Here is a 13171-nt window from a genome sequence, read left to right as displayed (position 1 = left end):
AATAAGAGCCTGCAAAACTTTTTGCAGGCTTTTTTTATTACGACTATCTTCTAAATGTCTAAGTAGCCTCCTATTGTTCTCCAAAAAACTGATGGGCATATGTATTCCGAACAGACATAACAATCCCCAGCAGGATCATATTAGAAAATAAAGAGCTACCTCCGTATGTCAAAAAAGGAAGAGCAATTCCTTTGACTGGTAACATCCCCTCTACCATACCTATGTTCTGCACTATTTGTATAGTAAGACTCAAAGCCAATCCGGCACAAATATACGTTCCGAATCGATCATTACTCTTTGAACCTATTTCTAAAATTCTTGTTATTAGTAGGAAAAAGAGCAATATAACAGCTGACCCTGTCAGAAATCCTCCCTCTTCTGCAATAGAAGCAAAGATAAAATCTGTGTGCTTTTCCGGGACATACACATTTCCGCCTTCTATTCCTTTTCCTATCATTCCGCCTGTTCCAACTGCTAAAACAGATCTTCTGCTTTGAAACGCTTGGTTGCTGTTATCACTTGGATCCAGCCAGCCAATGATTCGGTCCTGCTGATGGGGTTTCAGCTTCGGTATAACGTCATCATAAATAATCTCTGGTTTAAATAAGAATAAGCAAGTAATTATACTGATAGCTAGTAAAGGAACAAGTACGCCTATTGTCACCACAATTTTATTAAGCTTTATCATTCCTAACATTGCTACTATCGCAAATATGTAAAGCATGACCATACCTGTATCTGGCTGCTGATAGACAAGCAGGCTAGGAGGAATCGCCACGAGCAATATTTTACCCAGTAGAAGCAAATCCTCCTGTATTGTTCTATTAGGGTGTTTTTCTTTGAAATCAGCTATCAACTTGGCTACCAATACAATCAAGCTGACACGGAAAAACTCTGATGGCTGGATAGATCCTACGAAAGGGATACTGAACCATCTTTTCGCCCCCAATATATTAGGCGCAATCGATTCCGGTGCAATAGTAAGAAACAATAGCGACAAAAATGAAACAATGTAGAATGACCAAGCTAGTAAACGAAGCTGATTCAAATCCAATAGTCTGAACAATAACAATAAAGTAAAGCCAATTACATAATTGATAAATTGCTTCAATGCAAAATTCTGGGCACCGAATTGTCCTCCAGACTGCGTACTAAAAATGAATAAAATACTGATTCCGCACAACACACATAATATGGTCAAGATCGGCTTATCCAACTCGTCCAATCGCAATTTCTTTACAAACATAGTTAACGCCTTCTTTCCACGAGAGGAATACGGACTTGCTTGGCATTCCGCGATATCTGCAAAATAATTCCCATCGTAAATAGATTCACAATAAGAGAGGAACCGCCATAACTGATAAAGGGCAATGGTATCCCCGTAATCGGCAAAAGACCGGCAACTGCACCTAAGTTAAAAACTACTTGAACCATTATTTGAAACAATAAACCAATCGTCAATAAAGCACCGTATGAACTTTCTGCCCGCAATGCTATGTAGACTCCTTTTAAGAGAAGCCCAAAATAAAGGACGAACACTACAGCCAGCCCCAAAGTACCCAGTTCCTCCAAGACGACAGCCATAATAAAATCGGTATGAGCTTCGGGAAGAAAACCAAGTTTTTGTACACTGCCTCCCACACCTTTACCAAACACACCACCAGAAGCGATTGCTTCATAACCATTAATCAGCTGATAGCCTTTGCCATTTGGATCACTAAACGGGTTCTGAAAGGATAAGATACGCGCCAATCGATAAGGAGCAGATACAGCTAAATAAATTACAGCACACGCACCAACTCCAGCGATGGCGAACAAATGACGTTTCTTAATCCCGGCACAAAGCAGAATAAAGAAACAAGGTATTGCTATAGAAGTAGCAGTACCTAGATCCGGCTGCATAAGAATGAGCAGGAATACTATTCCCAACAGTAAGAGCGGAGGTAACAATTCTTTCCTAAAACTTGTAAGTGCCTTATGTTTTTTTCCACAAACAGATGCAAAATAGACGACCATTGTAAACTTTACGAATTCTGCCGGCTGGAGGACAATAGGCCCTAACTGCAGCCAACGCTGGGAGTTATTCCGAACTTCTCCAAACCAAGGTGTGAGGACAAGAATGAGCAGTATCATTGATCCTATTACAAGAAGAGGACTCCATTTTTGATACAGCTTGTAGGGCAGAAAAAAGCCTATTGTCATGGCAAAGATTCCGATCAAAAACGATATCCATTGTCGATGAAAAAAGAAGTTTGAGGCATTATATTTTATTGAACCTAATGGATAGCTAGCGCTATACACCATGATCAATCCAAATAAGCAAATACATATAACCAAAAAGAGTAACGTCTTATCTAGCTCTTTCATTTTCGATAACATATCGAGCATCTCCAATTAAGAAAACTAAGTCATTTAGAAATTACCGGCTTTCGCCATGATAGCCGTATTGTTGACAACATGTCAACAATACGGCTGCTTTTTTACCTTAACATTGACAAAACATCAACATTTCTATATGGTATCCTAGTGGGAAAAAAGTCAGAAACAAATAGTGAGGAAAATAATTATGGATTTTTGGATTTTGCTCTGCAAATATCTCTTTTTAGGTCTTATTCAGGGAATATCTGAACCTATTCCTATCAGTTCAAGCGGACACTTAATCATTGCGCAGCATCTATTAGGTATAGAAGTAAAGGACTTAAGCTTTGAAGTAATCGTCAACACAGCTTCTCTTATTGCTGTGATACTTGTTTATAAAAATCAAATTGCCAGATTATCTGTGTCATCTTACCAATACATAGTGAAACGAGAAGAAACAAAAAAAGATGATTTTAATCTCGTCATCTATCTTATTATTGGGACGGTACCAGCAGCTTTATTAGGACTGTTATTTAACGATTTTATTGGAGAAAATCTGAAGAGTACATTTACGGTAGGCATCGCACTACTTTTAACTGCAATATCTTTATTCCTAATCAGAAATATCAAAGGAACGAAGGATATGAAAAAAATAGGCTGGAAAGAGGCTCTATTGGTTGGGCTTGGACAATCAATTGCTCTTATTCCTGGTGTGAGTCGCTCTGGAGCTACAGTGGTCACAGGCATGCTGACAGGGATGAATCGAGACACAGCATTAATGTTCTCCTTTTTACTATATATACCGGTAAGCTTTGGAGCTAGTATCCTAGAGATTCCTGACATGTTCAGTCAAAATATTACTGCAGATTATCTAATCGCTTATGCTATAGCCTTTGTTGCCTCTCTCATAGGAACTTATTTTGCCTTGAAATGGTTTATCGACGTCATGAAAAAAGGTAAATTGATATATTTCTCTATTTATTGCTTATTCTTAGCGATTATCACATTGTTTCTATTATAAAAAACACCCCGGCCAAGTATCGCTTGACCGGGGTGTTTTATTAGATGAAAATATCCAAAATCATCGTAAATACAAGACCAGAAACAGCTACAACGGTCGATAGTACCGTATACGTACCAAAGGCTTCTTTCAATGTCATACCAAGTGATTCTTTTACCATCCAGAATCCCGCATCGTTGACGTGAGATGCAATCGCACTGCCGGCACCTGTTGCAAGAGCTACCAGCTCCAGGTTTACATCTGGCATCGTACCTAGTGACGGAATAACTAAACCCGCTGTTGTCAGTGTGGCCACAGTTCCGGATCCAAGACAGATACGAAGTATTGCAGCGACCATCCAGGCGAAGAACACTGGTGACATAGAAGTGTCTGCAAAGATAGAAGCTACATAGTCACCAACGCCTCCGTCGATAAGAACCTGTTTTAACGCTCCGCCTCCACCGATGATCAAGAGCAGCATTCCAAGTGCATTGATTGCTGATCCACAAGAATCCATCAGCTTTTTGATTGGGATATTTCTTCTTATCCCCATTGTGTATATCGCAACTAACAGAGAAATTACCATCGCTGTGGAGGAGTTACCCACAAAGCGGATGATTTCTATCAACATATTGTTATCGAACTCTAGTGATTTTTGTAAGATATCCACAGCCGCACCGATTGCCATGAGGATAACCGGGAATAATGCCGTGAAAACACTGATACCGAAACTAGGCATTTCTTCTTCTTTAAATGTTTTCGCAACACCAAAGGATTCACTGCCCTCACGTGTCCAAGCTGATGGAACTATTTTTTTAGCAAGCTTCGGATATAGAATACCTGCAAGAATAACCGTAGGAATAGCAACGATGATACCATAAATAAGCATAAGTCCAATATTAGCACCATATTCCGCTGCTACTGCAGTTGGGCCTGGGTGCGGCGGAAGGAATGCGTGTGTTGCAAGTGCCGCTGTTACCATCGGCAAACCGAGGTGAACAATGGATACTTTCAATTCTTTTGCGATCGAGAAGATGATCGGAATAAGCAAGACGATTGTTACTTCAAGGAACAGAGCAATACCAACGATGAAGGAAGCAAATAGAACAGCCCATTGAATACGTTTTTCACCGAATTTATCAATAAGCGTAGTTGCAATTCGATTTGCACCGCCAGCGTCTGCAATCAGACGGCCAAGCATAGCACCCATACCGAATATTAGCGCTATATGACCAAGCGTACCGCCTAAACCGCTTTCAATTGAGCCAACTACTTCTGACATCGGCATGCCTAACAGCAATGCGACAATAAAGGAAACAATGATCAAGGAAACAAATGTATTGAGCTTAAGTCCCATAATCATAATAAGCAATAATAGTACACCTAAAGCTATGATCAGTAATGGCATGATGATTTCCCCCAAATCTCTTTGTAAGTGTTTTCATTGTTGTCCGTCAGAAAGGAAGGACTACTAATCCTTCCAATCATCTGGTATGTTGTTTTGCTTAAAGCGTCGTACGAGTAAAGTTTGGTGCATATTGTGCTGCAACTTTGATACATTCTTCCATGCTGATGCTTTCCGCAATGTTTTTGCCAGCAATATCAAATGCTGTACCGTGGTCAACGGATGTACGCAAGAACGGCAGGCCATTCGTGATGGACACAGTACGGTGGAAGTCTGTCATTTTCGCTGCAATATGACCTTGATCATGGTACAAGGAAAGAACTGCATCATACTTGCCGTTTAGTGCTTGGAAGAAGACAGAGTCAGCAGGAACTGGTCCGACTGCATCAATACCATCCTTAACTGCAAGCTCGATACCAGGTTTGATTTGTTCTACTTCCTCCCAGCCGAACAAGCCGCCTTCACCGCTATGAGGGTTCAATCCAGCTACTGCAAAGCGGCGATTTTCCACTCCTAGACGCTGAAGTGCTTTGTCACAGCGAATCAAGTAATCTTGTACTCTTTCTTTTGTCATCTGTGCAATAGCATCTTTCAAGGAAAGGTGACGTGTAAGGAAGAAGATACGCATGCCGTTAACTTCGAACATTGTTAGCGGATCATCAGAACCAGCTAGATCTTCCAGCATTTCAGTATGTCCGATATAAGGAACTTTGGCTGCTTTCAAGGACTCTTTGTTGATAGGTGTTGTCGCAAGTGCTTGCACCTGACCATCCATTGCAAGCTCAACAGATTTCTTGATATATTCGAAAGCGCCTTGGCCGCCTTGAGCGGAAACTTGGCCATACTCTAATGTATCGATATCAATGTTGTCTAGATTAATTACGTCGACTGTACCTAATTCGTATTTTCCTTCTGTCGGGGAAGATACTTCATTTACTTCTAAATTCGCTTCCACGATTTCTATCGCCTTTTTGATGACTGCTGTATCACCGATCACAAGTGGTTTACATACATCGTAAATTTCCTGTTTTGTTAGTGACTTCATTGTAATTTCCGGTCCGATACCTGCTGGATCTCCCATTGGAATTGCGATAATTGCTCTTTCTGTCATTGTTTATTCCTCCTTAAAATTTAGCTTCCAAATATTTCACACTTGTATAGATTGCTTTCGTTCCGCCTGCTGTACCACCTTTGGTTACGATCGGAATACCATCCAAATAGCCTCCCATGAACTTCCCATAAGCGATTAGCGGCAATATCTCATCCATCAGCTGGATTCCTTCTGCTCGACTTATCGAGCACAATGAAGCGGTTACATCTCCGCCACTTGAGAAACAGCCCCCAATTTCAAACTTACTTTCCTGAACAACTACCCGCGTTATCTTGCCGAGACCGTCTGCGATACGTTTTGCTAACGCATCTTGACTTACACCTTGCTGTGCTCCAAGCATTTTCAAATCAAGGATTTCAGCACCAGGTGCATCAGTTGTGATCAACAAGATGTCTTGTTTCTCCATCTCCTGTTTTGCCAGAGCAATTACCCGATCTACCTCTTCATCCCATACTCCATCCACTGTCGCCAGTTTTTTGGAATCCACATATATTGGTCGAAGATTCGTCTTATCCTTCAGGTATTGCAGCTGTTTCGAGCTATTCGAAGTGACACTTCCAACTGTGACGATAATCTTTTTATCCTTCATTCGCTTCCGGCTGAAAGCCCGAGCGAATGCCGCTGTCAGCGGACCAGGATCAGCCGGCACCATCTGGTAAGCTTCTAGCTCTGCCATGGCACCTGCGACTGCATCAATGTCTTCATTCGTAATGACATCCGGTACAAGTATTCTGGCACCAGCGTCAATTGCTTCTTGCATCTTGCTCTCGATCGCTTGCTTACCTGCAAGGATTGTCTCAAGACCGATGCTTGCTACTGTGAATTTACTCTGTTTTTCCACCAATTTCGGAACATGTGATTCGGTAACCGGTTTAACTGGATCCTTACCTACATCTGACAGTTGAACAGGTACCCCATGAACGAGCAAGTACCCGCCGGATACGATTCGCCCTGAATCCGGATAAGCCGGTACAACAACGGCAACCGCCTGCGATCCCAGTTCATCGAGCAGTGTATCAAGCTCAACACCGATATTACCGCGCACTGTACTGTCAATCCGCTTGCAGACAATATCCGTCTCCCATTTCTTCAAGTTCTCCGCAACCGTTTTCACTCGACGGTGCGCGACCTCCTCTTTCACATACCGGCTATCGGTATCGACAATCACACCGTTAATCTGGTCTGAGGAAGGCAGATGGTCGTAGAAGACCATCGTTGCAACGTTATATCCAAGCTTCGTCAGCTTAACACCAGTTCCATTTCCACCAGTTAGATCATCTGCAATTACACCAATCTTCATCAGGCTTCCTCCTCTGCTGCTACGACCTCCAAAAGCTCCGGTAATTCTCTCGGATGATAAGCCTTAATACCGTTATCCGAAATAACACCGGATAATACTTCTAGATCACAAACTTTCGCAAGCGCCTTTTGATCCAGCTTGCTCGAATCTGCCACCAGCCAAGTTGCCTGAGCTGATTCGACCATTAACTTCTTAATGGAAGCCTTCTCAAAAGTAGGCGCCGTCACCCCGACTTGCAGATGAACCGCATGCGCTCCCAGGAAAAACAGATCTACATGCAGGTTACGCAATGTCTGCTCTGTGAGCGGTCCAAATAGCGCCCCGATATTATTCTGCATTTCTCCGCCAGTTAGAATCACCTTAACCTCACTGTCCATCAGCTCGGCTGCAATCTTGATATCATTCGTTACGACTGTCAGATTCTGCTTTTGTTTTAGCAGCTTCGCAATCTCAAGCGTCGTTGTTCCTGAATCAAGCAGGATTGTAAAGTGTTCTTGCACCAGCTCAACAGCCCGTTTAGCAATCAGACGCTTTTCATCAGCATGCTTGCCTTCTTTTGTGTGGAATGATGACTCCATTACTAATGGCTTGTTGAGAATTGCACCGCCAAGCGTTCGGATAATCTGCTCTTGTTCCTCCAAATAGTTCAAATCTCTTCGGATTGTCATTGCAGATACATTGAGTTCTTCTGCTAAGGCATCAATATCTATCTTTTCATTCTGATTTAATTGTTCTAAAATCACATCTCTGCGTTCATTTGGCTGCATTTTGTATCACCTTTGTTAATCATGAACATCTTATGTGTTCATAATATGTGTATTTATGTTAAAAGTCAACACTTTAATGTTATTTTTTTTCAACAAGGTCCTTGATATTGTTAATTAGTAACATATCCTTATTTTAAGTTCCAATAACTGTCGTGTAAATTGTAAAGTATTAACTATAACACTCTTACGCATCCCTATTAAGCACTTTTTCTGCTGCTGTATATTCTTATGGTAAAAGCGGGTCCATCAATAAAGATTTGTTTGTATGCATAATTGGATGTCGAATTACCGCGCCACTGTTAGTTATCTTCAGGAGAGAAAGTCACTTTCATAGAAGACATACAAAGATATTCTTGACTGTAAGACGAAGAAAAAACAGATAATGATCAAAACGCCTTGTGCGGCCAGCACATATTTATATCCTTTATTTCAAATAGAACAATAAAATAGTGAACATATTTATAAGTTGTAATCTCTAATGAGTGTGAAAGGAGGTAAGGCAGTGAAAACAGCATTTTTAACAGATATTCAAATAGAGAAAAAAATGGACTTAGCACTTTTAGCGAAGAATGGTGACAAAGACGCATTCTCATCACTGATTCAAGAAAACAAGCGGAACCTATATCGTGTGGCGAAAGGGATATTACATCATGAAGCAGATGTCGAAGACGCGATTCAGATGACTATCTTAAAGGCTTATGAAAATATAGGAAAATTAAGAGTAGCTGAGTACTTCAAAACCTGGCTCATTCGAATACTCATTAATGAATGTAAGAGTATGTTAAGGAAAAGAAATAGAACAGTTTATTTAGACAGCACTAATCAAGAAATAGCTTCTTTTGAGGATACATATGAAAATCTAGAACTACAAGAAGCTCTCTATTCTTTAAAGGAAAAACTAAGGATTGTTACCGTACTCTTTTATTACGAAGATCTTTCAACAAAGGAAATTGCTAAGTTACTAGCTATACCTGAAGGAACGGTCCGCTCCAGATTATCAAAAGCGAGAACTCTATTACAACAGAAATTAAATGAGTATAGAAAGGAGCAGTAACATGACAAATATGTTTGACGATAACTTCAAAGATAAGTTAAGGGACAACTCTAACCATATTCCTGAACGTCTTCAAGCTAAAATAGACGATACTTTGGCAAATTTACCTGATAAAAATCAACACAGAAAAAGGAAGAGGACAGCTATTATATGGTCAGCAGCTGTAGCTATCCTTGCAATATTCTTGGTGAGTGTACAATTGAGTCCCTCATTGGCAAGCAGTATAGGAGTTCCTAATAAACTTATAGATAGGCTTTCATTAGGTGATGCGGAGAAAGTATCCAATGAAGCTAACATCGTACAAGAAAGTAATGGAGTAGAGATATCTATTACCAATGCAATCTTTGATGGCTATTACTTATTGGTTTCCTATCATGCTGAAAGTGATCAACCTTTCTCTGAATCACCTAGTCTCTTCCCGGAAGAGTCGAAGATCGCATTTGATGGTTTTGAATCAACTATTTCTCCCTCAAATGAAGTAGGTGAATTCTTAGATAATAACAAGAAAGCTTATGATGGCATGGTGATTTTTCCGCTAAATAAAGAGGCATTCACAGTTAGTGATACTGATAAAGCAAATTTAGACCCTGATATCTTGTTAAAAGGAAATCAAATTGATATCTCAGAGTTACCGAAACAATTTAAATTAGATATGAAAGCAACTGCTCTAGGATTTAAAGAGGATAAAAATATGGAAGGAGAATGGAAGTTTTCCCTTCAAGTGAACACACAGAAAGCAGCAAATAATAGTAATACAGTTGATGTAAACAAAGATCTATCTGCTTTAGGTACGGATGTAATGGTAGAGAAAATAGTAATAACACCTATCAGAATTCATTTACAAGGTGTACAGCACGAAAGTTCCGGCATCATTGATTATCTGATTGAAGACAATCACGGAGAACCAAAACATTGGAAAAATGGATCAGTTGGAGTCGGTAGTGATGGTACGGAAAGAATGTTAAGCAATTACGAAAATAGTAATCCTTTAATGGAATCCTTAAAATTTGTGCCGTATAAATTAGATATGGGCACCCAATTGACGGATGAAAACTCTACTCTGTTCCAGCCAAATGGAGAAACCAAACTCCCGATAAGTAAAGATGAATATATTACCATCTCAAACACAGAGGTGAAAGATGGTAAAACTTATATCTCTTATCACGCTGATGTTCCAGTAAACGAATTTTTGCCTTTTGTCATTAAAGATAAGAGTGGCGCAGATCATATACGAATTTTAGATGAAAGTGTTAGTTCCCGAGCAAATAAAGATGCAATAGTAGTTCTAGAAGGTAACTTTCTAGACGGAGAATATACTATCTATAGTCCAAATACGTATTATTTTGAAGAAGCTTTTACGGTTGATCTGGATAAATAGCAGCAAAAAACGCCACCCCTTCCTTAGGGGCGGCGTTTCTTTAATTGGAGATGCTTTCTTCCAGCTGTTCAACCTGGGTTTGTTTGCGCATTTCCACTTCAACGATTTGATGGTTCAGCGTTTCGGTTATCTCCCACTCATATCCATGAGCTTCGATAATGCGATGCTCCTCGATGTTACGAAGATTGGTTAGCATCCAGCCTCCGATTGTATCAACTTCTGCTTCGTTGACAAATCGAATGTCGAATTGCTCCTCAACCTCTTCGATCAATACACGGCCATTTAAACGGTATTTATTTTCGGCAACCTTCAGGATGTCCGGTTTTTCATTTTCATCAAATTCGTCGCGTATTTCTCCGACGATTTCTTCAAGCACATCCTCCATTGTTACAATACCAGCAGTTCCGCCGTATTCATCAACGACTAGCGCAATATGAACACGCCTCTTCTGCATTGTCAGCAGCGTATCATTCAGACTCGTTCCTTCGTGTACCGTCGGAATCGGGTGAATGAAAGCATCCAGGTTTCTATCCTCTTTTGACGCAAAATCAGTCAGCATTTCTTTCACATTCACAAAGCCGTAAATCCGGTCTTTGTCACCGTCTTCTGTGACAGGATAGCGTGTATACTGATGCTCCACCATCACTTCCTGGATTTCCCGGCGTGTCATTGTGTCAGAAATGGCGACAACCTGTGTTCGCGGAACGAGGATATCCTTGACGACGCGATCGTTGAATGTGAAGATGTTTTCCATATAATCCAGCTCAGTCTTGTTGATTTCACCGCTCTGGAAGCTTTGTGCCATGATGATCTTCAGTTCCTCTTCGGAGTGGGCCTGCTCATGCGCAACTGGCTTAACGCCGAACATGCGTAGGAATACGCGTGCAGATCCATTCAGTGTGTAGATAAAAGGTGCCATCAGCTTTCCAAACCAGTACAGCGGACGCGCCAGAATGAGCGTCATCTTTTCTGTATATTGGATTGCCAATGTTTTCGGGGCCAGCTCACCAATCACGACGTGTAAGAATGTCACGACCGCAAAGGCGATGGCGAATGAAAGAATGGTAGAAAGAGATTCTGATAAACCGAAGTACTCGAATACTGGGTGTAATATCTTCTCAACAGTCGGCTCACCGAGCGCACCTAATACTAGTGCAGTTACGGTAATACCAAGCTGACAAGCAGATAAGTAGTAATCAAGATCACGGACAAGCTTCTGTACGACTAAGGCGGTCTTGTTCCCTTCCTCGATGAGCTGCTCAATTCGTGACATACGTACTTTCACGACTGCGAACTCGGCACCGACGAAGAATGCCGTCAGAATGATGAACAAGGCGACTAAAGCTAAATTAAGCGCTAATAATGGGTCCAAATTTTCCCCCTTTACAGGGGTTCACCTCCGTATGATGTTGTATTTCTATATTGGTGTCTTCTTTCGCTGCGTTAATATGTTCAATACCTTCACCTTCCCAAGGGAATCGCCTCCTTTCAGTTTTGAAAAAAAGCCTCCATCTCGTTACCGGGATGGAGGCTTTTCTCTCCGCTCATGTATACTAACTTATCAGGATTATAAGGTATATATGCTGGATTTTCAAATAAATCACCGTGAATTATTTTCGAATTTTAGTTCACTCAGGTAGAATAATAGTAACCGCTAACATACATGGGAACGATTATAGAAGCCAAACAAGGAGGAGACGTATGAAGAAATTAAAGATTGCAAACTTACCAGGAGATGGTGTAGGTAAAGAAGTAGTCCCAGCAGCGCAGACAGTTTTGAAAGCGATTTCCGAGGTGCATGGCGGATTGCGGTTTGATTTCACTGAATATCCATGGAGCTGTGAATATTACTTGGAGCATGACCAGATGATGCCGGATGATGCATTGGACAGACTGCAGGATGCAGATGCCATCTTCCTCGGTGCTGTCGGGAATCAAAAGCTCGTACCAGATCATATTTCCTTGTGGGGAATGCTTATCAAAATACGGCGTGAATTCGAGCAGGTTATCAATATCCGACCTGCCAAGCTATTAAAGGGCATTACCTCACCACTTACTAACCCGAAGGACTTCGATTTATTAGTCGTACGGGAGAATAGTGAAGGAGAATACAGCGAAGTCGGCGGCCGGATTTTCCGAGGTGAAGACGAAGTAGCGATTCAGAATGCGATATTCTCGAGACGCGGCACAGAACGAGCGATGCGCTATGCTTTTGAACTAGCGGCAAAGCGCCGAAAGCATGTAACAAGCGCAACAAAATCAAATGGAATTGTCCATTCTATGCCGTTTTGGGATGAAGTCTTTCAATCTGTGAAAAGTGATTATCCGGATATCGGAACAGATAGTCAGCACATCGACGCCCTTGCCGCTTTCTTCGTCACGCAGCCGCAGCGCTTCGATGTTATTGTCGCAAGCAATCTATTTGGTGATGTTCTTACCGATATCGGCGCCGCAATTATGGGAAGTATCGGTATTGCCCCTGCTGCCAATATCAATGTAAATGGTAAGTATCCTTCCATGTTCGAGCCCGTCCATGGTTCTGCTCCGGACATCGTCGGTAAAGGCATCGCCAATCCAATCGGACAAATATGGACCGCGAAGCTAATGCTCGATCATTTTGGCGAGGAAGAGCTCGGAGTTAAACTGCTGGATATCATTGAAGATGTGACAGCAGCTGGGATTCTGACTCCTGATCTGGGCGGGACGTACGGTACGGCGGATGTCACGGCAGCAATTGTGGAAAGAGTACACAAGCTATAATATCTGAAAAAAAGAAGCTGCGCTCCGGCGGCTTCTTT

At 41.5% G+C, this 13171-nt stretch carries 11 protein-coding genes; 4 read left to right on the top strand and 7 right to left on the bottom strand.

The annotated features are described in order from the left end of the window. Positions 1–70: 70 nt before the first annotated feature. Together CHH58_RS07475 and ftsW are read right to left on the bottom strand one after the other, a co-directional pair. Complete coding sequence (locus tag CHH58_RS07475) at positions 71–1246, bottom strand: FtsW/RodA/SpoVE family cell cycle protein (RefSeq protein ID WP_095262275.1); 1176 nt, start codon at positions 1244–1246, stop codon at positions 71–73. Positions 1247–1248: 2 nt separating this feature from the next. Beyond that, on the bottom strand, positions 1249–2379 hold the full coding sequence (gene ftsW, locus CHH58_RS07470) for a putative lipid II flippase FtsW (protein ID WP_095234196.1): 1131 nt from the start codon (positions 2377–2379) through the stop codon (positions 1249–1251). Positions 2380–2566: 187 nt separating this feature from the next. On the opposite strand from ftsW, the gene CHH58_RS07465 reads away from it, so the two are divergent. Next, positions 2567–3379, top strand: a complete 813-nt coding sequence (locus tag CHH58_RS07465; RefSeq protein WP_095227246.1) for a TSUP family transporter — start codon at positions 2567–2569, stop codon at positions 3377–3379. 40 nt (positions 3380–3419) lie between these two features. Here CHH58_RS07465 and CHH58_RS07460 read toward each other — a convergent pair whose 3' ends face one another. The 4 genes from CHH58_RS07460 to CHH58_RS07445 all read right to left on the bottom strand — a co-directional run bounded on the left by CHH58_RS07460 (position 3420) and on the right by CHH58_RS07445 (position 7941). After that, on the bottom strand, positions 3420–4766 hold the full coding sequence (locus CHH58_RS07460; RefSeq protein ID WP_095227244.1) for a gluconate:H+ symporter: 1347 nt from the start codon (positions 4764–4766) through the stop codon (positions 3420–3422). Positions 4767–4863: 97 nt separating this feature from the next. Continuing rightward, entirely contained in the window at positions 4864–5874 is a 1011-nt protein-coding gene (gene pdxA / locus CHH58_RS07455; protein ID WP_095227242.1) for a 4-hydroxythreonine-4-phosphate dehydrogenase PdxA, read from the bottom strand. A 13-nt stretch (positions 5875–5887) separates the two neighbouring features. Continuing rightward, positions 5888–7174 (bottom strand): four-carbon acid sugar kinase family protein, encoded by a 1287-nt coding sequence (locus CHH58_RS07450; RefSeq protein ID WP_095234197.1) that lies wholly within the window; start codon positions 7172–7174, stop codon positions 5888–5890. Continuing rightward, complete coding sequence (locus CHH58_RS07445; protein WP_095262274.1) at positions 7174–7941, bottom strand: DeoR/GlpR family DNA-binding transcription regulator; 768 nt, start codon at positions 7939–7941, stop codon at positions 7174–7176. Before CHH58_RS07445 ends, CHH58_RS07450 begins: the two co-directional genes overlap by 1 nt. 544 nt (positions 7942–8485) lie before the next feature. On the opposite strand from CHH58_RS07445, the gene CHH58_RS07440 reads away from it, so the two are divergent. Both CHH58_RS07440 and CHH58_RS07435 read left to right on the top strand, forming a co-directional pair. Continuing rightward, positions 8486–8995 (top strand): RNA polymerase sigma factor, encoded by a 510-nt coding sequence (locus CHH58_RS07440; RefSeq protein ID WP_346426085.1) that lies wholly within the window; start codon positions 8486–8488, stop codon positions 8993–8995. A gap of 1 nt (position 8996) precedes the next feature. Then, positions 8997–10373, top strand: a complete 1377-nt coding sequence (locus CHH58_RS07435) for a DUF4179 domain-containing protein (RefSeq protein ID WP_170937554.1) — start codon at positions 8997–8999, stop codon at positions 10371–10373. A 40-nt stretch (positions 10374–10413) separates the two neighbouring features. Here the strand turns inward: CHH58_RS07435 and CHH58_RS07430 are convergent, their stop codons facing one another. Then, positions 10414–11745 carry a hemolysin family protein gene (locus CHH58_RS07430; protein WP_095262271.1) on the bottom strand — a complete coding sequence of 444 codons (1332 nt, stop codon included), beginning with the start codon at positions 11743–11745 and terminating at the stop codon, positions 10414–10416. 329 nt (positions 11746–12074) lie between these two features. Here CHH58_RS07430 and CHH58_RS07425 point away from each other — a divergent pair, with 329 nt between their 5' ends. Further along, on the top strand, positions 12075–13133 hold the full coding sequence (locus CHH58_RS07425; protein ID WP_095262270.1) for a tartrate dehydrogenase: 1059 nt from the start codon (positions 12075–12077) through the stop codon (positions 13131–13133). Positions 13134–13171: the final 38 nt, after the last annotated feature.

It is taken from the genome of Terribacillus saccharophilus (assembly GCF_002272745.1).
GTDB classification, from domain to species: Bacteria; Bacillota; Bacilli; order Bacillales; family Amphibacillaceae; genus Terribacillus; species Terribacillus saccharophilus_B.
The sequence above is the reverse complement of the archived record's forward strand: the minus strand, read 5'-3'. Positions and strand labels throughout refer to the sequence as shown.